21 protein-coding genes and 2 riboswitches are annotated in these 23,090 nt (G+C 45.3%); of the genes, 14 read left to right on the top strand and 7 right to left on the bottom strand.

Annotation, left to right across the window (positions count from 1 at the left end):
- The first annotated feature begins 239 nt into the window (after positions 1-239).
- A riboswitch (cyclic di-AMP (ydaO/yuaA leader) is annotated at positions 240-444 on the top strand.
- A gap of 90 nt (positions 445-534) precedes the next feature.
- Complete coding sequence (locus AC1DPK_RS01115; RefSeq protein WP_339204413.1) at positions 535-1,875, top strand: TrkH family potassium uptake protein; 1,341 nt, start codon at positions 535-537, stop codon at positions 1,873-1,875.
- An 18-nt stretch (positions 1,876-1,893) separates the two neighbouring features.
- Entirely contained in the window at positions 1,894-2,556 is a 663-nt protein-coding gene (locus AC1DPK_RS01110; RefSeq protein ID WP_076267751.1) for a potassium channel family protein, read from the top strand.
- A gap of 101 nt (positions 2,557-2,657) precedes the next feature.
- Here the strand turns inward: AC1DPK_RS01110 and AC1DPK_RS01105 are convergent, their stop codons facing one another.
- Positions 2,658-3,566 (bottom strand): LysR family transcriptional regulator, encoded by a 909-nt coding sequence (locus AC1DPK_RS01105; RefSeq protein WP_477509001.1) that lies wholly within the window; start codon positions 3,564-3,566, stop codon positions 2,658-2,660.
- Between the two features lie 304 nt (positions 3,567-3,870).
- On the opposite strand from AC1DPK_RS01105, the gene AC1DPK_RS01100 reads away from it, so the two are divergent.
- Genes AC1DPK_RS01100 through sdhB form a run of 3 tightly spaced genes read left to right on the top strand, consistent with a single transcriptional unit; the run spans position 3,871 to position 7,091 of the window.
- Entirely contained in the window at positions 3,871-4,542 is a 672-nt protein-coding gene (locus AC1DPK_RS01100) for a succinate dehydrogenase cytochrome b558 subunit (protein WP_441908277.1), read from the top strand.
- 24 nt (positions 4,543-4,566) lie between these two features.
- Positions 4,567-6,324: a succinate dehydrogenase flavoprotein subunit gene (gene sdhA / locus AC1DPK_RS01095; protein WP_076267580.1), complete on the top strand. Its 1,758-nt coding sequence runs from the start codon at positions 4,567-4,569 to the stop codon at positions 6,322-6,324.
- A gap of 2 nt (positions 6,325-6,326) precedes the next feature.
- Positions 6,327-7,091, top strand: coding sequence for a succinate dehydrogenase iron-sulfur subunit (sdhB, locus tag AC1DPK_RS01090; protein WP_441908603.1), 765 nt, complete (start codon positions 6,327-6,329; stop codon positions 7,089-7,091).
- 162 nt (positions 7,092-7,253) lie between these two features.
- Here sdhB and AC1DPK_RS01085 read toward each other — a convergent pair whose 3' ends face one another.
- From AC1DPK_RS01085 to corA, 5 genes are all read right to left on the bottom strand, one after another.
- Positions 7,254-7,562: a winged helix-turn-helix transcriptional regulator gene (locus AC1DPK_RS01085; RefSeq protein ID WP_076267582.1), complete on the bottom strand. Its 309-nt coding sequence runs from the start codon at positions 7,560-7,562 to the stop codon at positions 7,254-7,256.
- Between the two features lie 143 nt (positions 7,563-7,705).
- Positions 7,706-8,551: an EamA family transporter gene (locus AC1DPK_RS01080; RefSeq protein ID WP_477509000.1), complete on the bottom strand. Its 846-nt coding sequence runs from the start codon at positions 8,549-8,551 to the stop codon at positions 7,706-7,708.
- Between the two features lie 163 nt (positions 8,552-8,714).
- Positions 8,715-9,524 (bottom strand): histidinol-phosphatase, encoded by an 810-nt coding sequence (locus AC1DPK_RS01075; RefSeq protein ID WP_441876792.1) that lies wholly within the window; start codon positions 9,522-9,524, stop codon positions 8,715-8,717.
- A gap of 45 nt (positions 9,525-9,569) precedes the next feature.
- The gene (locus AC1DPK_RS01070; RefSeq protein WP_076267585.1) at positions 9,570-10,472 is read right to left on the bottom strand and encodes a LysR family transcriptional regulator; all 903 of its coding nucleotides are present in this window, start codon (positions 10,470-10,472) and stop codon (positions 9,570-9,572) included.
- 147 nt (positions 10,473-10,619) lie between these two features.
- Positions 10,620-11,555, bottom strand: a complete 936-nt coding sequence (corA, locus tag AC1DPK_RS01065) for a magnesium/cobalt transporter CorA (RefSeq protein ID WP_076267586.1) — start codon at positions 11,553-11,555, stop codon at positions 10,620-10,622.
- Between the two features lie 307 nt (positions 11,556-11,862).
- Positions 11,863-11,972: riboswitch (SAM riboswitch) on the top strand.
- Between the two features lie 100 nt (positions 11,973-12,072).
- Here corA and metA point away from each other — a divergent pair.
- From metA to AC1DPK_RS01020, 9 genes are all read left to right on the top strand, one after another.
- Positions 12,073-12,990 (top strand): homoserine O-acetyltransferase MetA, encoded by a 918-nt coding sequence (gene metA / locus AC1DPK_RS01060; RefSeq protein ID WP_339204404.1) that lies wholly within the window; start codon positions 12,073-12,075, stop codon positions 12,988-12,990.
- A gap of 30 nt (positions 12,991-13,020) precedes the next feature.
- Positions 13,021-14,187, top strand: a complete 1,167-nt coding sequence (locus AC1DPK_RS01055) for an aminotransferase class I/II-fold pyridoxal phosphate-dependent enzyme (protein ID WP_477508999.1) — start codon at positions 13,021-13,023, stop codon at positions 14,185-14,187.
- Positions 14,187-15,353, top strand: a complete 1,167-nt coding sequence (locus AC1DPK_RS01050) for a trans-sulfuration enzyme family protein (protein ID WP_477508998.1) — start codon at positions 14,187-14,189, stop codon at positions 15,351-15,353. Before AC1DPK_RS01055 ends, AC1DPK_RS01050 begins: the two co-directional genes overlap by 1 nt.
- Before the next feature lie 166 nt (positions 15,354-15,519).
- Entirely contained in the window at positions 15,520-16,656 is a 1,137-nt protein-coding gene (mqnC, locus tag AC1DPK_RS01045; RefSeq protein WP_477508997.1) for a cyclic dehypoxanthinyl futalosine synthase, read from the top strand.
- A 173-nt stretch (positions 16,657-16,829) separates the two neighbouring features.
- Positions 16,830-17,762 (top strand): sporulation protein YtxC, encoded by a 933-nt coding sequence (gene ytxC / locus AC1DPK_RS01040; protein ID WP_441960589.1) that lies wholly within the window; start codon positions 16,830-16,832, stop codon positions 17,760-17,762.
- Positions 17,763-18,210: 448 nt separating this feature from the next.
- Positions 18,211-20,148 carry a threonine--tRNA ligase gene (gene thrS, locus AC1DPK_RS01035; RefSeq protein WP_477508996.1) on the top strand — a complete coding sequence of 646 codons (1,938 nt, stop codon included), beginning with the start codon at positions 18,211-18,213 and terminating at the stop codon, positions 20,146-20,148.
- Positions 20,149-20,208: 60 nt separating this feature from the next.
- A complete protein-coding gene (locus tag AC1DPK_RS01030; protein ID WP_477508995.1) occupies positions 20,209-20,802 on the top strand; it encodes a 3D domain-containing protein in 594 nt (197 codons plus the stop codon).
- 61 nt (positions 20,803-20,863) lie between these two features.
- Positions 20,864-20,992, top strand: coding sequence for a hypothetical protein (locus AC1DPK_RS01025; protein WP_477508994.1), 129 nt, complete (start codon positions 20,864-20,866; stop codon positions 20,990-20,992).
- A gap of 182 nt (positions 20,993-21,174) precedes the next feature.
- Positions 21,175-21,558 (top strand): hypothetical protein, encoded by a 384-nt coding sequence (locus AC1DPK_RS01020; protein WP_339204396.1) that lies wholly within the window; start codon positions 21,175-21,177, stop codon positions 21,556-21,558.
- A gap of 68 nt (positions 21,559-21,626) precedes the next feature.
- Here AC1DPK_RS01020 and AC1DPK_RS01015 read toward each other — a convergent pair whose 3' ends face one another.
- Entirely contained in the window at positions 21,627-22,922 is a 1,296-nt protein-coding gene (locus AC1DPK_RS01015; protein ID WP_441876809.1) for an ammonium transporter, read from the bottom strand.
- Between the last annotated feature and the right edge of the window lie 168 nt (positions 22,923-23,090).

Genomic DNA, 23,090 nt, shown 5'->3' with positions numbered 1-23,090 from the left:
ACCTCAACTGTCTTCATAATAAATAGCTCATTTTATTACCTTAACATATGAATCCCTAAATTATCCAATGAAAATGACCGTTTGTTTTCAAAAAAATGCGAAATAACGATGTCCAGCAAGCTAGCTATGTGCTGGTTCGTCCCATTGCCCTAATTTGAGCTAATATCGTCCTGTTTGTCATAAACGTCACCTTTATATCAGGAGTGCTTAGGGATTATAATCGTTATCGTCATACTAATTGCATAGCATAGCCGAATTTCCTAAGGAAATCGGGGGAACCATAAAGTTGTCTAAATGGATGAGCCTGCTGAAAGCAAAGCAGTTCAACATTAGATAGCATGGGGTGAATTTTAGCGGTGAAGCATCGTCTTCTTCCGCTGAATAGGGCTGCCTGTCCAGGCCCGAATCCGTCAGCTAACCTCGAAGGCGTATTGGAACAGGACTCATCGCACGAGCACTTGAGTTTCCAGTGCTTTTTTTTATGCTTAAAAACAATAAATGACAATATGACATAATCAAAAAGAAGGGAAATGAATGAAGGTTAGTTGGAATGTTTTGAAGTGGTCACCCCCGCGTATTTTGGTAAGTGGATTCGCTCTTATTATATTGCTGGGTGCCTTATTATTATCCATGCCTTTTGCATCGGTAAGCGGTGAGAGATTGCCTTTTATAGATGCGCTGTTTACGGCAACCTCGGCAACCTGTGTAACAGGGTTAGTTGTCGTTGATACCGGAACTTATTTCTCTATATGGGGTCAAATCATATTAATGTGCCTGTTCCAGCTTGGCGGACTCGGATTTATGACGATGGCAACGCTGGTAGCGCTCGTACTTCGCAAGAGGATTTCGCTGCGTGAGCGGCTTTTGCTGCAGGAATCCATGAACCAGTCGAGCATGGAAGGCATCGTGCGTTTGATTAGACGCGTTATTGTGTATTCATTGACAATAGAGCTTATTGGCGCTGCGTTGTTTGCTTCGAGGTTTGCATTTGATATGCCGCTGGGCAAAGCGATTTATTTTGGAGCCTTTCATGCGGTTTCATTGTTTAACAATGCTGGTTTTGATATTTTTGGGAACTATCGCAGCTTGACCTTATACGTTTCTGATCCAGTCGTCAATATTGCAGCTATGATGCTGATTATTTCGGGTGGACTCGGCTTTGTCGTTATGTCGGACCTGATGGAGTTCCGCAAAAACCGCAAGCTGTCGCTGCACAGCAAGGTCGTGCTATCTATGACAGGAACGCTTATTGCAGTAGGGACACTCGTCATATTTATTTTTGAATTCTCGAATTCGAAGACACTGGGCTCTCTGGACTGGGGCGGGAAAATTTTGTCCTCGTTCTTCCAGTCGGTAACGCCGCGGACGGCAGGAGCCAATACGCTTGATTATACGGCTATCCGGCAAGCAACGATGTTTTTCACCATTATATTAATGTTTATTGGCGCCTCGCCCGGCTCGACGGGCGGCGGTATCAAAACAACAACTTTTGCAACGCTGGTCGGCGCTGTATTTGCAATGATTAGAGGACGAGAGGACATCGTTCTTTTCCGTTACAGATTAGGCAAAGACAGAATTTTTAAAGCACTCACGATTACTTTGATCTCTTTATCGCTTGTCATTATTGTAACGATGATCTTGTCGATGACGGAGGATCAAGCTTTTATAAAGCTATTGTTTGAAGCGACATCAGCATTTGGAACAGTAGGATTATCCGTTGGTGTTACGCCAGAGCTGAGCCTTGTTGGGAAAATAGTCATTGCATTAACCATGTTTGCCGGAAGACTTGGACCCCTGACGCTCGCATACGCGCTTGGGCCTCGTACAGAGAAAGAGCTTTATCGGCATCCAGAAGGCAAAATTACGATTGGATAGGAGACTTTGCAAGTGGGAATTAAAAAGAAACAATTTGTCATCATCGGCTTAGGGAGATTTGGTTCGAGCTTAGGGCGCGAACTCGTCCAGCTTGGCCATGAGGTGCTTGGAATAGATAAGGATGAAGAAGCCGTTCAGGACATGAGCGGTATTCTAACCTATGCTGTATCAGCTGATTGTACGGATGAAGAAGCGCTGCGCTCCTTGGGTGTAAGAAACTTTGATTGCGGAGTTGTCGCGATTGGCGATGACATTCAATCCAGCATTTTAACAACCATACTGCTTAAGGATTTGGAAGTGAAGCAAGTTGTAGCGAAAGCTTTGACTGAACTGCATGGCCGGGTGCTTGAGAAAATCGGTGTAGACCGCGTGGTCTATCCTGAGCGCGATATGGGTATTCGAGTTGCGCATCAGCTTGTATCCCCAAATCTATTAGATTATATCGAGCTTTCCAAAGAGTATACGATCGCCGAGCTTGCCGTACCGCAATGCTTGGATGGCAAGTCATTGCATGATCTTAATCCGCGAGCTAGATTTGGATGCAGCATCGTAGCCATAAATAAGCCTAATGGCATCATTATTGCACCGACAGCAACGGATGTCCTTTCACTTCGTGATGTCATGGTTATTATAGGAACAAATGAGCAAATAGAAGACTTCGAAGCATCCGTTATCCGTTAATTTTTTTATGTAGTGGAAGAGGCTTATCATTAGAAAAGGCAGATTAGGCTGAAATGGATTTGGAAGTGTAATATTGGAAATGCTGAAGGACAGCAGCTATTTTAAAAGCTGCTGTCCTTTTTGCTGGGGAAGCCTGCTGCAAGCTCATTGATCCAAAGACGAACGGACGGGCTGAGGGCGGCCGAATCCGCATGAATGAGCGAGGTGGTGCGCTTTGTATCCTCAAGTTCTCGAATGGGAATGACGGTAAGATCATTGTCTTCAAGCAGTTGATTGCGCATATACGATTGAGGCAGGAGCGTCGCAGCACGGCAAGTATGCAGCAAACGAAGGATAGCTTCAAACGAATCAATTTCCATTCGCACATCCKGCTGAAGATGATATTTGTCAAACAGCTCGTCGGTCAACAACCTGTACCAAGTGCCTTTGGAGAACAAGATCATCGGCATGCCGGTCACATCCTGTATACCCAGCGTGCCTTTATCGGTAATGACCTGATTACGAGGCACCACGAGCGATAGATGATCCTCAAACAGCGGAATACACCGCAGCGTTGAATCCTCAATACTAGAGGCGACAATGCCGATATCGGCTTTGTGATCTCGTACGAGCGATACGATTTCATGCGTCTTGCCGGTAATCGCTTTAATGTCGATCTCCGGATGAGTTGAAGTTAAGCTTTGAATGAGATCGGGCAAAGTCGTTTGAAGCGTCGTCAAGCTTGCGCCAATAGTAAGGGTCGTATGTCCAGCTGAGGTGAACTCAGAGACGGTTTGCAGATATTTGCGATGAAGCTGGCGAAGCTCCAAAGCATATTCATAGGTCAATTGCCCAATTCGAGTAAGCTCCAGCCGCTTTCCGATGCGATGAAACAAAGGAGAGCCCAGGTCCTGCTCAAGCTTGGCAATTTTGCGAGAAAGTGCAGGCTGAGACAGGTTTAGCAAGGCGGAAGCCTTGTTCATACTGGACTGTTCCACAATAACGGTGAAGACATGCATCTCTTCATTCATGAATGAAACCCCTTATGTCATTTTGTTATAAGAAATTATAAAAAATAAGCAATTCCATTATAAGCTTAAAAGGAGTAGGATGGGAAGTGTGGCTAATATGTGTCGAGTTTTGTTGACGGACATACATGCTGGGGTTACAATGTAGAATGATTTGCCAAGCGTAAACTGCTGATGACAACCATTGGCTGCACAGCACCTCGTTTGCGCTGGAATATAAGCAATGTATAAAGGGGAAACCGATACATTCTTATATTTTAAGAAAAAGCATGCTAGCACTCACAGTTTTGAAAGGAGAAGGAATGACATGAAAGGAAATTCGTATTTCTCGCGCAAGCTTCACTCGCTTCTCGGGATCATTCCACTCGGCGGATTTATCGTCGTGCATGGTCTGACTAACTACCAGGCGTTTGAACGCGGGCCTGAAGGCTTTGACAAAGGCGTAACTCTCATTAACAGCATGCCCGTGCTGCCGCTGCTCGAGATTTTCGGCATTTACCTCCCGCTATTGTTTCATGGTATTTACGGCTTGTATGTCGCTTACCAATCGAACACGAATACGGGACGTTTTAAGTACGGCCGGAACTGGGCGTTTACCGCTCAACGGGTAACTGGGGTAATTACTTTTGTATTCGTTTTCTGGCACGTATATCAAACTCGGATTCAAGTTTATCTCGGCCACATCACCCATGAGGAACTGGGATCAACGATGAATCAAATTGCGAGCAACCCTACTTACTTCGTACTTTATGTTATTGGTGTATTAGCAGCTGTTTTCCACTTCAGCAACGGCCTTTGGGCGTTTCTGATCAGCTGGGGCATTACGATTGGCCCGAAAGCTCAACGCATCTCTTCATATATTTGCATGGGCGTTTTTGTAGTCGTATCAGCATTGTTTATTCTTTCGCTTATCGCATTCAGCGGAGATCAATTCAAAGAAGCTGCAAGTGCTGCATTGGCACTTACGAATATCGGTTAGTTTGTAGACAAGGAGCGAAACGTTATGGCTAAAAATAAAATTATCATCGTAGGCGGCGGTCTTGCAGGCTTGATGGCTACCATCAAAGCAGCAGAAGCTGGCGTTCACGTTGATCTGTTTTCACTAGTACCGGTCAAACGTTCCCACTCAGTATGTGCACAGGGCGGCATCAATGGCGCTGTTAATACAAAAGGAGAAGGCGATTCTCCATGGGAGCATTTCGACGATACCGTATACGGCGGAGATTTCCTCGCCAACCAACCGCCAGTTAAAGCAATGTGTGATGCGGCACCAGGCATTATTCACTTGATGGACCGGATGGGCGTTATGTTCAGCCGTACATCCGAAGGCTTGCTGGATTTCCGTCGCTTCGGCGGCACGAAGCATTCCCGTACAGCATTTGCAGGCGCAACGACAGGTCAACAGCTGCTTTATGCACTGGATGAGCAAGTTCGTCGCTGGGAAGCAGCTGGACTAGTTAACAAATTCGAGCACTGGGAATTCCTTGGCGCTGTTGTTGACGATGACGGCATTTGCCGCGGTGTTTCGGCACAGGATCTTCGCTCGATGGAAGTTCACACGGTTCGTGCAGATGCAGTTATTCTTGCATCAGGCGGTCCTGGTATTATTTTCGGCAAAACAACGAACTCTGTTATCAACACCGGCACAGCTGCCAGCGCAGTTTACCAGCAGGGCGTTAACTACGCAAACGGCGAGTTCATTCAAATTCACCCAACAGCTATTCCAGGCGATGACAAGCTCCGCTTGATGTCGGAATCAGCGCGTGGTGAAGGCGGACGGATTTGGACGTACAAAGACGGTAAGCCTTGGTACTTCCTAGAAGAAAAATACCCTGCTTACGGAAACCTTGTTCCTCGTGATATTGCGACTCGTGAAATTTTCAGCGTGTGCGTAGATCAGAAGCTTGGTATCAACCAAGAAAACATGGTTTACCTTGATTTGTCTCACAAAGATCCGAAGGAGCTTGATGTTAAGCTCGGCGGTATCATTGAAATCTATGAGAAATTCATGGGCGACGATCCACGGAAAATCCCGATGAAAATCTTCCCAGCGGTTCACTATTCAATGGGCGGCATGTGGGTTGACTACAATCAAATGACAAACATTCCTGGTCTGTTTGCAGCCGGTGAGTGCGAGTATCAATATCATGGTGCGAATCGACTTGGCGCCAACTCTCTGCTATCCGCTATTTACGGCGGTATGGTAGCTGGACCAAAAGCTGTTGAGTATATCAAAGGCTTGAAGAAATCAGCTGAAGATGTAGCTTCCTCCGTATTTGACCGCGAGAACAAGCGTCAAACGGACAAGTACAACAGCATCGTTAATATGAAGGGTACTGAAAATGCATATGTCATTCACAAAGAGCTAGGCGAATGGATGACGAACAATATGACGGTTGTTCGCTTTAATGACAAGCTGGAGCAAACGATCCACAAGATCAAAGAGCTGAAGCAGCGTTATGCGAATATCAACATTAACGATACTGCGCAATGGAACAATGCAGGCGTTGCCTTTACTCGTCAGCTTTGGAACATGCTTGAGCTTTCTGAAGCAATGACGCTAGGCGCATTACTGCGCAACGAAAGCCGTGGCGCTCATTATAAACCAGACTTCCAAGAACGCGACGACGAGCATTTCATGAAATCGACGATTGCGAAATGGACGAAGGAAGGTCCACAAATTTCTTACGAGGATATCGACGTAAGCTTGATCAAGCCGCGTAAACGTGATTACTCGAGCGACAAGAAGAAAGGAGAATAATGATGGCTGAAACGACTGTAGCTACAAAATCGGTTAAGTTTATCATCACTCGCCAAGATACTCCTGAGTCCCAACCATATACGGAAGAGTTTGAAATTCCTTACCGCGCTAATATGAACGTAATTAGCGGTTTGATGGAAATTCAACGTAATCCGAAAAAGGCAGATGGAGCAAGCACGGCTCCTGTATGCTGGGATTCCAACTGCTTGGAAGAAGTATGCGGCGCATGTTCAATGGTCATCAACGGCAAGCCTCGTCAAGCGTGTAGCGCTTTGATCGATAAGCTTGAGCAGCCGATTCGTCTTGAACCAATGAAAACATTCCCAGTAGTTCGTGACCTTGTTATTAACCGTGAGCGCATGTTTGGCGCCTTGAAACGCGTTAAGGCATGGATTCCAATCGACGGAACGTATGATCTGGGTCCTGGACCGCGGATGGCAGAAACGAAGCGTCAATGGGCTTATGAGCTTTCCAAATGTATGACTTGCGGTGTTTGCCTTGAAGCGTGCCCGAACGTAAATGATCGGAACAGCTTCATCGGTCCTGCTGCAATTTCACAGGTTCGTTTGTTTAATGCTCATCCAACAGGTGAGATGAATAAGGAAGAACGTCTGGATGCACTGATGACAGATGGCGGCATCGAAGGCTGCGGCAACTCGCAAAACTGTGTTCGCGCATGTCCGAAGGGCATTCCGCTTACGACTTCAATCGCAGCAATCAATAAAGATACAACCAAACATCTATTCAAAAAATGGCTTGGCATGTAGTCCAATTGATTTATAGGAAACCCTCGATCTGATCGGGGGTTTTTTATTTGCATATTGTGATATTGATTATTATTATCAATGATAGTAGATAAATAATCCTTTGTCAATTCCAGATAAAAGAAGAGAAGGCAATAAAAAAAACCGCCTAAGCGGTTTTTTATCTTACATCCATTGTTCGCCCCAAGTTTGAATGGACTCAATGACTGGCTGAAGCTCCCTGCCCTTGTCGGTTAGCTCATATTCAATACGTACAGGCATTTCTGGATAAACTTGACGTTTGATAATCGTTAATGTTTCAAGCTCTTTCATCCGGTCCGTTAGCATTTTGTCGCTCATTTCGGGAATTTGTTCCTTAATCTCTTTGAACCTTTTTGGTCCTCCAAGCAATACCCGAATAATTCTGCCAGTCCACTTCTTGCCTAAAATGTCGGCTGCGGCTTCATACTTTGGGCACATTGTCGAATAATCCAACCGTATCACCCCGCTTTTTGTAATACTATTGTACCATACGAACAAACTAAAAGTAAGTTAATTTCAGTGGGAATGCGATTGTTTGATCGTATATTATATTTACTATATTAAAGTTAGGAAAATACAGGAAAAGCGTTCGCGAATTACAATCGAATCACAATTAACCCAAGAATGGTACAAGCAAAGGCTGTCCACTGCAGGATCGTCAACTTCTCTTTATAAAATATAATAGCGCCAGCTGCTACGACAAGACTGTTCGTAGCAAAGATAGGCGCTGCAAGATTCGCTTGTCCAGTAGCAATCGCGACTGCATAAAGCTGCAATCCTCCGTATGAGAACAGACCTGCAACAATACCGAGCCAAAGCCCAGTTCGCTCTGCGGAACGTGCAGCGGTCGTTTTGACCGGGATGAGAAACCAGCAGAGAGAGAGGGCATAAGCGATGAACAGGATCGGGGCGCTAGGAAGTTCCAATTCATCGGTGACCTTTAATCCGCCATTGCGCAGCGCAAAGAGCACGACTGCCAAAAAGACGAGAATGAACCATCTTTTTTCTATAATCGTGAGCGGTTCCTTTCGTTTATGAGCAATAAAGACGACAGCAAGCAGAAGCAGCATAATGCCTATTGCTTCCGAAGCGCTGAGCGGCTCGTTGTACCACAAGGTCGCTAAAGCGACAACTAAGATAATGTTCATATTCGTTAGGGGAGAGGTCAAGCTGGCGGGTCCAAAATGCAATGCTTTCATAAACAAAGCGTTTCCCCATGCTGAGCCTGCTCCTATTATGATGCCTGCAATCCATACCCTTGGATCAGCAAGAAAGAAAAACGTTCCTTCAAGCGCCGCATGCACCCCAAAACCTAACGTTCCAGAAGCATACAATCCGAGCAGCAGCGTTCTTGCAGAGCCGCCCCGCATTTGTGATACTTTCATCCACCAGCCTGCTAGTCCAAATAAAATAGCGCTGCTGATGGCTGTAATGAGCCACATCGTTTTCCAACCCCTCAAATTTGTTACACAAATGAAATAGTTCTGTTATCGTCTCATTACATTAGTGGGCTATTATAATAAACAAGACCCCCTTTTTAATATATCCTTTTGGGACCTGCGACGTGCAGGTCCACTTTTTTTGTCTAAAGCCCCTCATGAGCTCTTATATCGGTACAATAACTTGTTGGCGCTTGCGATAAAAAACCCACTGTGAGAAGCCAATTTCCTTCAGCCTTTTCTGTACGAGCTCCCAATCTTCGCCAACTCTGCTTGGCTTATGCGCATCCGAACCAAACGTTACATTTACGCCAAAATGAAGTGCTCGCTCTAAGATCGCATCCGATGGATACCATCCGCCTACATCTTTGGTGCTGCCTGATGTATTAATCTCTATGGAAACGCCGCATTCGGCAATCGTCTGCAAAGCATCGTCAATTTCTTTATTAGCAGGTATATCAGAGAAAGCGGGATAATACCCCTTCATCGCGTCGATATGTCCCAAAATATCAAACATGCCGCTGCGTGCAGATTGTTTGATAAGATCATAATAGCTTTGCTTCACTTCAATATGCTGCTGTTCATTTAAGTTTTTAAACCGATTGCGATTGAATATGCTGACGTCGCCAACTTGATGAACAGAACCAATGATATAATCGAAGGGCACGCCGTCATAGGCTTTTTTGTAGCTGTCCACATATTTAGGGAAGAAATCCGATTCTACTCCAAGCATAACCTCGATTTTGCCTGCGTATTTCTCCTTCAACCGCAATACTTCATTAACATAATTGGTGAATTCGCTTCTTGCCATTGCAATGCCTGGCGAAGGCTGATCATTCTCATGATAAAAGAAGGGGGAGTGATCCGAGATGCCGATAACCTGAAGCCCGGCTTCAATTCCGGCTAAAATATAATCCTCGATATTGCCGTCGGCGTGGCCACATCTAAAATGATGGGTATGTAAATCGAATTTCATTTTTTATCTCTCCTAGTTGTTTGTCTAGTGGAAGCTTCTTGTCGACTACTCGCTGCTAATGAATTGATGCTCAGGCATGCCTTTTAGATCACTTAAAAATTGCTTCAGTGCGGTATTGATGTAACGGCCTGATTTATAAACCACTCCAACGGGATGACTTATTTCAAGCTCGTTGACCTTTATCATTTTTAGTGTACCCATACGGAGTTCGTTTGCTATCGAAAGTTTGGATACGACTGCGGCGCCTAAATTAATTTCAACCATGCGCTTCACTTCTTCGCTGCTGGAAACCTCCATTACGATATTGGGTTGAATATTGTATTTACGAAAAATTTGATCGACAAATCGCCTGCCAAGCGTGTCTGGAGCAAGCATAATCATTGGAATGTCCTTAAGCGTATCAACTGTCGTATGCGTCAACCTGCTCATGGGATGGGAAGGCGGAACGACGAGCTCAAATGTATCATAATAAAGGACGGAGGAGGAAACGTTCGGATTTTTTTCAGAAAGATATGTAATCCCTATATCGACTGACCCGTTCTCGACACTGGCCATAACTTGGGATGAGGGCATGGAATGAATCGTTGTTTTAATAAAAGGAAATTGGTTTTGAAAATAGGATAGCACGCGCGGTAAAATCTGAATCGCTATTGAAGCCGTAGTTCCGAGTAATATGTGTCCTTGCGGCGTAAGGTTCATATCGGAAAGCTTCTGCTTCAGTTCTTCCACGATTGAAAGAACTTGCTCCGCATGCTCCAAAAAAACTTGTCCGTGTTCCGTTAATGTAACTGGCTGATTGCGATTAATGAGAATCGTTTTGAATTCATCCTCAAGGCTTTTGATTTGTGCCGAAACAGCAGGCTGTGTGAGATTCAGCAGCTCGCCAGCTTTCCTGAAGCTCATCGTTTTGGATATCGTAAGGAGTGTTTCAAGCTGACTAATATTCACGTCAATCCCCCTCTCATAGGTACTTAATGCTCAAACTCATATTCTACTATTATAAAGGATAGCGGCCATTACAGCAAAAAGGCTGCAGCTCGTTAGGCATAAATTGCCCGTACGAGTGCAGCTCTGTAATGAAGATGGCACAGGTCTCTAGAGCCATTCTTTTTTGCGGAAAATATAAAACATGCTTATGCCAAGCAGCAGCATGATACCAAGTAAAATGTATGATCCTAACCTAAGGTGAAGGCCTGGAATGAAATCGAAATTCATCCCATAGATGCCGGTTATAAAGGTCAGCGGCATGAATATAGTCGTAATTGCTGTAAATACGCGCATGATTTCATTGGCACGGTTGGATACGCTGGACTGATAAGCTTCGCGTAAGTTGCCCATGAGATCGCGGTACGTATCGAAGGACTCGGCAATTTTCAAGGCGTTCTCGTATATATCGCTGAAATATTTTTGCAGCTGATCATCAATGAGCTTCAGATCTTTTTTGTTAAGCGTTGCAATGACATCGCGTTGTGGACCGAGCACTTTCCTCAGCCACAATATTTCACCGCGGAGCCCGATGATTTCGTTCAAATGCGATTTCTTAGTGTGCATTAATATATCTTCTTCAAGCGCTTCAATGCGCGTATCAATGCGGTCGCCAACGAGGAAATAATTATCGACAACAATGTCGACGAGATGATACAAGAAATAATCGGGCCGGCTAACCTCTTGTTCCCACAGCACAGGCTTTAGAGAACGAAGCTCGTTAATTTTTTGCTTGGTGACCGTAATAATGAAATGGCGGCCAAGGAAAATATTGAGTGCCCTTAGGAAGATTTCTTCGTCATCAAATCGTATGCTGTTGATTACAATAAAATAATGGCTTTCGTAAATTTCAATTTTTGGACGCTGCTCCTCTTCACTGAGGCAATCCTCAACTGCCAGATCGTGCATGCTGAATAGGGGCTGTAAAATAGCAAGATCCTCCACATCAGCGTCAATCCAGTAAAATCCTTCTTTCGAGGGAATAAGTGTTTCGTTAATATCTTCAATAGTGGTGAACATGCCATTGCTAACAAGGCGGATTTTCATCCGGAGTCACTCCTTTCTTTCTTCAGAGGAAACTGCCGGCTGAATCGGACTTGGCCGGCAGTAACCGTATTCGATCGTTTTCAGGCTTCGGTCGGTCGCCTTCCATGTCCATATGCACCCCTTTATAAGTCAAATAAATGAAATAATTCTTGTCTAGTATACTCCCGCGTCAGCTTTACATTCAAGCCTAAAAACAATCGTTTTTTTCATCTAAATGTCAAGGATATGAATAGAGGATCTTGACGCAATTGTCAGAATGCATTAAAGTGAAGGTGAAATGAAACCGCGGAAAATTGAATAGACTACTTTCTTATCAAGAGCAGGCGGAGGGACTAGCCCGATGAAGCCCGGCAACCGGCGTGTAAAACGCACGGTGCTAATTCTTGCGGAAACTTTAATGTTTCTGAGAGATGAGAGAGGCGGATGGCTTATTTACTGAGCATACGACCTTTTCTCACAGCAGAAAGGGTCTTTTTCATGTTCAAGCGGTCATACTGCTTCTAGAGGAGTGATACCTATGCCAATTAAAGTGCCTGACAATTTACCAGCCAAAGAGGTATTAAACAACGAGAACATTTTCGTCATGGATGAGAGCATCGCCTACCATCAGGATATTAGGCCGCTCAGAATTGCGATTTTGAACTTAATGCCTACCAAGGAAACAACCGAAACGCAGCTGCTTAGACTTATCGGCAATACGCCGCTACAAGTTGAGGTTGTACTGCTGCATCCAAGAACACATACATCAAAAAACACATCAGCCGATCATTTGGAATCCTTCTATAAAACATTCGATGAAATTTCGGATGAATATTATGATGGTCTCATCATTACAGGCGCGCCGGTAGAGCATATGCCTTTCGAGGATGTAAACTACTGGGAAGAGCTGAAAGAAATTATGGATTGGAGCGCAAGGCGCGTAACTTCAACTTTCCATATTTGTTGGGCCGCACAAGCTGGGCTCTATCATCACTTTAATGTTCCCAAATACAGCTTGGACAGCAAAATGTTTGGTGTGTTCCCACACACGATTGAAAAACGGAATGTTAATTTGCTGAGAGGCTTTGATGAAATGTTTTTTGTGCCGCAGTCTCGTCACACAGAGGTACGCCGCGAGGACATCGAGAAGCTTGATTCCCTCGATATTTTATCGGAATCAGCGGATTCGGGCGTATACATCGTGGCTTCAAAAGACGGCAGACAAATTTTCGTCACAGGCCACTCCGAATATGATCCAACTTCACTTAAATATGAATATGATCGCGATCAAGCCAAAGGGCACCAAATAGATGTACCAAAAAATTATTTCCCAGGTGATAACCCGGCTAACCCGCCGTTATCAACATGGCGTGCGCATGCCAACCTATTATTCTCGAACTGGCTTAATTATTATGTTTACCAGCAAACACCGTATGATTTGGGTGGAGGCATTTAAAACCATATAATAAGGGAGCGCTATATAAAGATGAAGATAGAGAGCCATTTAGCACAGATTGGATCTATTAAAGAGCCTGTAACTGGAGCGGTAAGTTTTCCAGTGTACCAATCAACAGTATTTCGTCATCCTAAGCTGGGACAGAGTACAGGATTTGATTATGCGCGTACCAAAAGCCCAACCAGAGCGGTATTAGAAGAAGCGGCTGCACAATTAGAAGCTGGCGATGCGGCATTTGCCTGTAGCTCCGGCATGGCCGCGCTGCAAACGATATTCGCCTTATTTAGTCAGGGCGATCATTTGATCGTATCTCTTGATCTATATGGCGGTACTTATCGCTTGTTGGAGCGGATCATGTCGAGATTTGGTGTGACGGCATCTTATGTGGATACCAACGATATTGATGCGATGGCGGCATTATGGACGCCGAACACAAAAGCAGTACTTATCGAAACGCCAACTAACCCGCTTATGATGATTACGGATATTGAGAAAGTAACTGCGTGGGCGAAGTCAAAAGGCTTGCTTACTATTGTAGACAATACGCTGCTTACGCCTTTTTTCCAACGTCCTATAGAACTGGGTGCTGACATTATCATTCATAGCGCGACTAAATATTTAGGTGGTCACAATGACGTTCTTGCTGGTCTTATTGTAACCAAAGGCAAGGAGCTCTCGGATGAGATGGCCTTCCTGCACAATTCAATTGGAGCAGTGCTCGGGCCTCAGGATTCATGGCTTCTAATGAGGGGAATGAAGACGCTCGCGCTCCGTATGGAGCGCCACCAATTTAATGCTACCGCAATTGCTAATTATTTGCTTGAGCATTCAGCCGTTGAGGATGTTTATTATCCGGCATTGCCTCACCATCCTGGCCATGAAATTCAGAACAAACAGTCATCCGGCAATACTGGCATTTTCTCATTCCGATTAAAGGACGCTCGTTATGTGGAGCCAATTCTTCGTCACATTAAGCTCATTGCATTTGCTGAGAGCTTGGGCGGAGTTGAATCCTTGATGACCTACCCAGCGGTTCAGACGCATGCTGATATTCCGCTTGAAATTCGTCAAGCGATAGGCGTTGACGACCGTCTGCTTCGTTTCTCCGTAGGAATTGAGCATGCAGATGATTTGATCAGTGACTTGGCGCAAGCACTCGAAGCTGCCAAACGCGAAATCGAGGAGGTTAACAACTAATGGGCAACGACAAAATTCAACCTCAAGATCGCCGGTTTGCAACGAAGCTGCTGCATTTCGGAGCAGAAATTGACGAGCATACAGGAGCTTCAAGCGTACCTATTTATCAAGCTTCAACGTTCCATCATCATGATATTTTCAATCCGCCGCAATATGATTACAGCCGCTCGGGCAATCCTACACGCCAAGCGCTAGAGGATTATATCGCTTTGCTTGAGGGCGGTGCTCGCGGATTCGCCTTTGCATCAGGCATGGCTGCAATCTCAACCACGTTTTTGCTGCTTTCTGCAGGTGAGCATGTCATCGTAACAGAGGATGTCTACGGCGGAACTTACCGCTTGCTGACGACGATTTTGGATCGACTGGGCATTGAGTCTACTTTTGTTGATATGACGGATTTTGAAGCGGTTAAGGCGGCGCTTAAGCCAAATACAAAAGCTGTATTTATGGAGACGCCTTCCAACCCGACGCTCAAAATCACAGATATTGCAGAAACGACAGCTTGGGCAAAAGAGCATGGACTGCTTACACTGCTTGATAATACGTTCATGACTCCGTATCATCAGCGTCCAATTGAGCATGGCGTCGATATCGTCTTGCACAGTGCGACGAAGTTTCTAGGCGGCCACAGCGATGTGCTGGCTGGGCTTGCAGTTACCGCAGATGAAGGTCTAGGCAAACGTTTGAAACAGCTTCAAAACGGAATGGGAACGGTTCTGAGCGCCCAAGAATCATGGCTGTTGATGCGCGGCATGAAAACATTGAAAGCTCGGATGGAATATAGCGAACAAAGCGCTCGCAGACTAGCTGAATGGTTGTCGGAGCATAAGGAAGTAACAGCGGTTTATTATCCTGGTTTAGAGAATCATCCCGGCCGGGCGATACATGAGAAGCAGTCGCTTGGGTATGGAGCTGTCGTATCCTTCGATGTTGGAAGTGGAGAGCGTGCCAAATCTTTGCTGAGCAAGGTTCAAATTCCTTTAGTAGCTGTCAGCTTAGGTGCAGTAGAGAGCATTCTTTCTTACCCAGCTATGATGTCGCATGCAGCAATGCCGAAAGAAGTGCGTCATGCACGCGGCATTACGGACGGCTTGGTGCGTTACTCTGTTGGTCTAGAGGATATTGAGGATCTTATTGAAGATTTGGATAATGCGCTTCGTGCCTAATTGGGACTAAAAGAAAGGAAAGCACGGATGTTCTCACGAACATGCCGTGTTTTTCCTTATTTCAGGGCGAGATGCCATCATACGGCGGGTGACTTGCACTAGAGATCTATGTTAGGATGAAGTGATGGTTAGCATAAATAGAACGGGAATAAGGAGGTCTTGCGGAATGGGAACGTTGGACCATATTTTGGATAAAGCGTTGCGCGGCGAGCGTGTTTCGCTCGAAGAAGGCATGGAATTATTAGCTTCGAATCAGATTGAAAAGATGGGGCATGTAGCTAATCAAATCATGCTCAAGCATCATCCAGATCCAATAACAACTTTTGTTGTTGGTCGAAATGTAAACTACACGAACGTATGTGATGTTTATTGCCGTTTTTGCGCATTTTATCGCGCTCCAGGCTCTAAAGAGGGTTATGTACTGCCTGACGATACGATTTTGAGCAAAATTCAAGAAACGATCGATGTGGGTGGAACTGAAATTTTGATGCAGGGCGGTACGAATCCAGATTTGCCGTTTACGTATTATTTGGATCTGCTTCGCAAAATTAAACAGCATTACCCTGGCATAACGATGCATTCGTTCTCTCCAGCGGAAATTCAGAAGATGAAGGTTGTATCAGATGGCCTTTCTCTCGATGAAGTGATAAGACAACTGCATGATGCTGGACTTGATTCTTTGCCTGGCGGCGGCGCTGAAATTTTGGACGATCGCACTCGCCGCAAGATCAGCCGCATGAAGGGCTCTTGGACGGACTGGATGGATGTAATGAAGTCTGCACACCGTCATGGTATGAATACGACTGCAACGATGGTTTATGGTCTTGGCGAGACCGTTGAAGAGCGCGCATTACATATGCTGCGCATCCGTGATGCTCAAGATGAGTGCATCGCGAACAAATATGATTCGACGGGTTTCTTGGCGTTTATTTCGTGGCCATTCCAGCCAGACAATACAAACCTGAAGCTTGAGAAAGCAAAGCCAGAGGAATATTTGCGTATTGTTGCTGCTAGCCGAATCATGCTTGATAATATTCCGAATTTCCAATCCTCTTGGGTAACGATGGGGCCTGAAATGGGCAAGTTATCACTGTCTTATGGCTGCAATGACTTCGGAAGCACCATGATTGAGGAAAATGTCGTTTCAGCAGCTGGAACAACACATAAAGTGAACATTGAACTTATTCTTCAGCTTATTCGCGAGTGCGGCAAAATTCCGGCTCAACGGGATACAAAATATAATATTTTGAAGGTTTACAATGAATCCGATAAAGCAGATCTCGATTTTGTTATGCAAAATTAATGCTTTTTAGACCGATATAAGCAATATAAATACGTTTGTTGAGCTTCTCGCTGCATAGTGGGAAGTTCGGCAAACGTTTTTTTGTATGCTTGCTTCCCTTACATTCCAATGTCTTCATCGTATATCCCCGAACGCGTCACCATATACTGATAAGGAAAGAAAGGGGTGAGCTGATGGAGCTATTCACGGTATCGTTACCTGCAAGTCTCCAAAAGTCGGTTAATAAACTAACTCAATTGTTGAAGGAACAAGCGCTCGTCGATTTACATATTGGCTCAAAAACGGAGCAAACAGCCGTCATCGAGTTTCAGCAGGTATCGGATCAAAATATAAGCTGTCTAGCGCTGTTGCCAAATTTTCAGTTAAAAACGCATGGTCACATCGTATATAAAGCAGCATCACTAGCCATAGCTGAATTTGTAGTAAGTGAGATGGAACCAGGGATGCTTGCTGCTATTATTCGCAGAAAGTATCGCCATAACAGTTCAGCCGATACAGCTGCTATTGAGCGGTATTGTCATGATTTGCTGCATGGGAAAGAATGGGATAGCCTTGGAACGAGATTTTTGGATGCGGATCGCCTAAGAAGGAAAAGCAAAGTGGCTGCAGAGGTCGAGCTTTTTTTGCAGGATAACACGGAGCTTAATGTAAAGGGGTTTACAACCTTCAGGCTTGAGCCCTATCGTAAAGAACTAGCCGAAGTTGTGGAATACGCATTAGATGAGTATGTGCTCGATAAACAATATCAGGAGTTTATTTCCCTGTTAAAATATTTTGTGTTTCTTCAAGATACAAAGCTGCCTATGGTGCATTTGCTGCATAAGGGCGGTCATGAATTCATGCTCTATGATGAAAAGTTTCAACCGCTTGATCCGAACCCTCCAACCGATCGTATCGTAGCCGAAATGCTTGAAACGGAAATGAACATTGAAGACATGGTAATCAGCTCGCTGATTGCTGTATCTCCCAAGCATATTACGATTCATACGAGGCAGCAGGATATGCAAGTGATTCGAACGATTCAAACGATTTTTGACCAGCGTGTCACGCTTTGCACGCAATGCGCATCCTGCAGCAGCAGCCTTGATGAACTCGTTCAGCCATAGGCGAATTAACGAAATTACTGTCTATTTGAAGCTTATAGCCTTGACCAAACGCGTAAGTCGAGCTATAATGACACACATATACGATGTAATCGGCAATGAAAAAGACATGTGTCTGTTTATGATATTTGGTCCAGAGAGAGGAAACTTGGCTGTAATTTCCTTCCACAATGTCCACAGGCGTACCCCTTTGAAGCTGTATGGCCCAACCTATAGCTGGTTTCTTATGAAGCTGAGCGCTATAGCAGTATGCTGTACCGGAAATCTCCGTTACCAGATAATACGAGGACTGCTGCGATAGGAATAAAGAGCAGTCGAAGTAGGGTGGAACCACGAGCACACAAGCACTCGTCCCTTTTTTAGGGATGCGTGCTTTTTTTGTGCTCTTTTTTGCTTGAAATGATGAATGGAAGCGTAATTCGCTTACGGACAAAATGGAGGATGAACCAAAATGACAATTCAAATCACTTTGCCAGATGGCGCGGTAAGAGAATATGCGGCTGGCACAACTATTGAAGAAGTAGCAGGCTCGATCAGCTCGGGTTTGCGTAAAAATGCGATTGCCGGAAAAATCGATGGCAAAGTAGTTGATGTATACACACCTATCGAGAACAATGCTGCAATTGAAATCGTTACAGTAGATTCAGCAGACGGCCTTGAGGTATACCGCCATAGTACAGCCCACTTGCTGGCACAAGCGATCAAACGGATATACGGCAATGCTAATGTTAAGCTTGGAATTGGTCCAGTAATCGAAGATGGCTTCTACTATGATATTGATATGGAGCAATCGTTGACGCCTGAGGATCTTGTAAAGATCGAGAAGGAAATGGAAAAAATCGTTCAGCAAAACATCGACATTCGTCGTCGTGTAGTTAGCAGAGACGAGGCGCTTTCGATTTTCACTGAGCTTGATGATAACTTGAAGCTGGAGCTTATTCGTGATCTTCCAGCTGATTCGGTTATTACGATGTATGACCAAGGGGAGTTCTTCGATCTATGCCGTGGACCGCATTTGCCATCTACAGGCCGTATTAAAGCCTTTAAACTGCTTAGCGTAGCAGGTGCCTACTGGCGCGGAGATTCCAAAAACAAAATGCTGCAGCGTATTTATGGAACAGCTTTCCCTAAGAAAGCACAATTGGATGAGCATCTTCACTTCCTCGAGGAAGCTAAAAAACGCGATCACCGTAAACTAGGCCGCGAGCTAAAAATGTTTACATTCTCACGTGAGGTTGGCCAAGGCTTGCCGCTATGGCTGCCGAATGGCGCGAAGCTTCGCAGAACAATGGAGCGTTATATCGTGGATCTTGAGGAAAGACTGGGCTATGAGCATGTTTATACGCCAGTGCTTGCAAATGTGGAGCTTTATAAAACCTCCGGTCACTGGGAGCACTACAGCGAGGATATGTTCCCAAAAATGATTATGGACAACGAAGAGCTTGTTCTTCGTCCAATGAACTGTCCACACCATATGATGGTGTTCAAAAGCGACATGCGCAGCTACCGCGACCTGCCTGTTAGGATTGCTGAGCTTGGCACAATGCACCGCTATGAAATGTCAGGCGCGCTTACAGGCTTGCACCGCGTACGTGCCATGACGCTAAATGATGCGCATATCTTCTGCCGTCCGGATCAAATCAAAGAAGAATTTGCACGCGTGGTTAACTTGATCCGCAAAGTGTATGAAGATTTCGGAATTAAAGAGTATCGTTTCCGCTTATCTTATCGTGATCCTAAGGATACAGAAAAGTATTTCCAAAATGATGAGATGTGGGAAATGTCACAGCGCATGCTGCGTGAAGTGGTTGAGGAGCTGGAGCTTCCATTCTTCGAGGCTGAAGGAGAAGCTGCATTTTACGGTCCTAAGCTTGACGTTCAAATTAAAACGGCGCTTGGCAAAGAAGAAACGTTGTCGACTGCACAGCTTGATTTCTTGCTTCCTGAGCGTTTCGAGCTTGAATATGTCGGCGATGATGGCAAGAAGCACCGTCCGGTCGTTATCCACCGCGGCATTATAAGCACGATGGAAAGAATGACAGCTTTCTTGCTTGAGAACTTTGCTGGCGCGCTTCCATTGTGGTTGTCGCCAGTACAGGCGAAGGTTATTCCGGTATCGACTGCCTATGAGGAGTATGCCCGTAAAGTTGCCGAGCAGCTGCAAGAAAACGGCATTCGTGTAGAAAGTGATTTGCGCAATGAGAAGCTGGGCTACAAAATTCGTGAGGCTCAGCTGGAGAAAGCGCCTTACATGCTCGTAGTGGGCGAGAATGAAATGCAGGCTGAAGCCGTCTCCGTAAGGAAACGCGGTGAAGGCGATCTTGGCGCTATTCCAGTTGCAGAGCTGATTTCGCAGCTGCAAAAGCAGATCGCAAACAAAGAACAATAATAAATAACGCATAAAGCTTGAGCCATCGGGGCATTATTCTTCTGAGGAGGAAGTACCCAGATGGCTACAAGCTTTTTTTATATTCAAAAAGGATTAACGGCATTGCTGCTCCTAACTGTTATCGTAATCGGTTTAGATACAAAGGGCGGCGGTACGGTTCATGCTGAAGCATCAGCACCTGAGCAAAGCCCTGTTGCAAGCAAAAGCGACAACCTGGGCAAGTCAGAGGCAGCTGCGCGCACGAAGCCGAAAAAGGTTGAAGTTGTTGCTACAGGCTACACAGCTGGCGTAGAATCGACCGGTAAACGGCCTGGGCATCCACAATACGGAATCACCTATTCGGGCGTAAAGGTACGCAGGGATCAAGTCTCAACGATTGCGGCGGATACGAGGCTGTTTCCCATTGGGACGCTGCTCTATATACCTGGCTATGGCTATGGCGTCGTGGCTGATACGGGTTCAGCGATTAAGGGAAAACGCATCGACTTGTATTTTGAAACGATCAAGCAGGTGTATGAGCAGTGGGGCAAGCGCACCGTTCATGTAGAGGTGCTGCGTATGGGAACGGGCAAGCTTTCGCAGGCATGGCTGAACAAAATCAACTTGGCTATAGAGGCTGGAAAGCCTATTCCGCAGACGTATTTAGAATCGTAAATGAGTCGTATAATAAGCGGCAAGAATGCCATACTATCAATGAAACGGGGAGGTGAATACAATGGCTAAAAACAAAAACAACAAAGCCCAAAACAATCAATACAATGCAGAATTCGCAGAAGAGTTTAACCAAAATAACGCTACTAACAAACAAGCGGCAAACAATGCTCAGCAAAAAGCTGAGAAGTAATATTTTTTTGCTATGCCATGAGAAGGAAACAAAGGGGAACCGTTATCGGTTCCTCTTTTTATTTATCCTCTGCTCATCGCAACGTTATTTTGATCTAATAAAAAACAGTTTTCAAATGACCTCGGTTTGTTGTATGATTACATATGTAAGAAATAATAACATGACAAGACAGGTGAATACTCATGACAGATCCGATCATTCATTCAGGCTTTGTAATTGCTGCCCATCATCGTAAAGCGGGCGAGGTTTTACCTTTTATTGATGCTTACGTTGCTAAGAAAGAGCAGGAAATAGCTGAAATTGAACAGATGGTTGAGCGTTATGAGAAAAGAAGGCTGATGGAAGACCGCGCGTATCAATCGATGTCTACACTTCGAAGAATGCTGACTGGCAGGAAGCCAGATCATCATCTGGCCGTTGAATATATTCATTTTGTAAGAAAACCGATGGAGAAGGTTCGTGCGCTCCGTCTGGAAATCGAAAGTGCTCGCTCCATCAAAAATGTATCGGCTCCAAGCGATATTGTAACGGTATCCTATGAGCTGGCCAATGAGATGAACGATTAATGGAATGATCATTCTAAATAATAGCAAAGAACCGTCCAGGCCATTCCGGCTTGGGCGGTTCTTTATGTTTATTTGCTGTTTTTTAAGCGATCATAATCGAGGAAATCATGCTCCTGGCTGTATGCGGGAACACCGTGAATGCCAACATCGAGGCCGATGAGCTCCTCATCCTTGGATACACGGACGGGCATAATTTTGCGGATCAGCCATAGTGCGCCCCAAGTTAAAGCGAAGCCCCATAAGGAAACCGTTACGAGCCCTAATGCTTGAACGCCGAGCAAGTTGAAGCCTCCGCCATAAAATAAACCGTAGTAGCCCTTGCCTACGCCCTCGGTTAGCTCGGGAAGTGCGAATAAGCCGACTGCAATTGTTCCGATGCTGCCGCTGACGCCGTGTACGGCAAAGGCGCCGACTGGATCGTCGATCTGCCTGCGTTCCAGCCATTCAGTGACCAGCACCATCGCGATGCCGGATACTGCGCCGATCCCAATTGCAGCGATGTCAGATACGAATGCGCAGCCAGCAGTAATGCCTACGAGGCCGGCGAGTGAGCCATTGATGACCATTGGCGGATCTGCTTTCTTGTAGCGGAACATTGTAAACAGAATACATGTTGCGCCGCCTGCAGCTGCCGAGAGCATCGTTGTAATTGCAATATGTCCGATTGAGCCGTTTGTAGCGCTAAGTGTGCTGCCTGCATTAAACCCGAACCAGCCAAACCATAGAATGAACGCTCCTACAGAAGCAAGCGGCAAGTTGGAAGGCGGAACGATATTGGCTTTGCCGTCTGGACTGAACTTACCGATTCTTGGACCAATGAAAATGGCTGCGGCAAGAGCGGAGAAACCTCCTAAAGCATGAATGACAGCAGAGCCTGCAAAATCGATCATGCCAAGCTTGCCAAGAAAGCCGCTGCTTGACCATACCCAGTGTCCGGCTAGCGGATAAATGAAGCCGGTCATTGCAATAGTGAGTAAAATATAAGCTCTAAAATTTATTCTTTCTGCAACTGCGCCCGACACGATTGAAATGACGGCTATAACGAATGCGCATTGGAATAACCAAAAGGTTTCGTGCGTAATATTTAGTTTTATGTGAGACAGGTCTCCGTTGATGAGAAAGCCGGTCGTTCCGATTATTCCGCCTGCGTCCTGCCCATACATGAGTGCGAAGCCAAAAAAGTAAAAAACGAGTGCGCCGAAAGCGATGTCGACAAAAACCTTCATGATGATGCTGACGGCATTCTTTTGCCTGACAAATCCTGCTTCAAGCAATGCGAAACCGCCCTCCATGAGCAAGATCATGGCTGCTGTCAAAACGACCCAGATGGTATCCAGTCCTTTTGACAGTTCGATAACGTCCATTTCTTCATCTCCTATTCCYAATATTCATGCATAGCGGTCTCTATTTTCTTAATCCGTTCATCATTATAAATAGTAGACGTTAACAATGTCAACGCTCTGCGTTATGTTTCGTGACGCATGTTAGGTTTAAATGGATAGAATCAACAAAAGCTCAGTCTAGAGACTGAC

This window comes from Paenibacillus sp. 01T424 (assembly GCF_056398745.1).
This window is presented reverse-complemented; position numbering and strand designations above follow the sequence as displayed.

What these genes read in the sequence shown, in the direction of transcription:
- AC1DPK_RS01115 (WP_339204413.1), top strand. Translation starts at nt 535, where the DNA reads ATGAAGGTTAGTTGGAATGTTTTGAAGTGGTCACCCCCGCGTATTTTG.
- AC1DPK_RS01100 (WP_441908277.1), top strand. Translation starts at nt 3,871, where the DNA reads ATGAAAGGAAATTCGTATTTCTCGCGCAAGCTTCACTCGCTTCTCGGG.
- sdhA (WP_076267580.1), top strand. Translation starts at nt 4,567, where the DNA reads ATGGCTAAAAATAAAATTATCATCGTAGGCGGCGGTCTTGCAGGCTTG.
- sdhB (WP_441908603.1), top strand. Translation starts at nt 6,327, where the DNA reads ATGGCTGAAACGACTGTAGCTACAAAATCGGTTAAGTTTATCATCACT.
- AC1DPK_RS01080 (WP_477509000.1), bottom strand. Translation starts at nt 8,551, where the DNA reads ATGTGGCTCATTACAGCCATCAGCAGCGCTATTTTATTTGGACTAGCA.
- AC1DPK_RS01075 (WP_441876792.1), bottom strand. Translation starts at nt 9,524, where the DNA reads ATGAAATTCGATTTACATACCCATCATTTTAGATGTGGCCACGCCGAC.
- corA (WP_076267586.1), bottom strand. Translation starts at nt 11,555, where the DNA reads ATGAAAATCCGCCTTGTTAGCAATGGCATGTTCACCACTATTGAAGAT.
- metA (WP_339204404.1), top strand. Translation starts at nt 12,073, where the DNA reads ATGCCAATTAAAGTGCCTGACAATTTACCAGCCAAAGAGGTATTAAAC.
- AC1DPK_RS01055 (WP_477508999.1), top strand. Translation starts at nt 13,021, where the DNA reads ATGAAGATAGAGAGCCATTTAGCACAGATTGGATCTATTAAAGAGCCT.
- AC1DPK_RS01050 (WP_477508998.1), top strand. Translation starts at nt 14,187, where the DNA reads ATGGGCAACGACAAAATTCAACCTCAAGATCGCCGGTTTGCAACGAAG.
- mqnC (WP_477508997.1), top strand. Translation starts at nt 15,520, where the DNA reads ATGGGAACGTTGGACCATATTTTGGATAAAGCGTTGCGCGGCGAGCGT.
- ytxC (WP_441960589.1), top strand. Translation starts at nt 16,830, where the DNA reads ATGGAGCTATTCACGGTATCGTTACCTGCAAGTCTCCAAAAGTCGGTT.
- thrS (WP_477508996.1), top strand. Translation starts at nt 18,211, where the DNA reads ATGACAATTCAAATCACTTTGCCAGATGGCGCGGTAAGAGAATATGCG.
- AC1DPK_RS01030 (WP_477508995.1), top strand. Translation starts at nt 20,209, where the DNA reads ATGGCTACAAGCTTTTTTTATATTCAAAAAGGATTAACGGCATTGCTG.
- AC1DPK_RS01025 (WP_477508994.1), top strand. Translation starts at nt 20,864, where the DNA reads ATGGCTAAAAACAAAAACAACAAAGCCCAAAACAATCAATACAATGCA.
- AC1DPK_RS01020 (WP_339204396.1), top strand. Translation starts at nt 21,175, where the DNA reads ATGACAGATCCGATCATTCATTCAGGCTTTGTAATTGCTGCCCATCAT.
- AC1DPK_RS01015 (WP_441876809.1), bottom strand. Translation starts at nt 22,922, where the DNA reads ATGGACGTTATCGAACTGTCAAAAGGACTGGATACCATCTGGGTCGTT.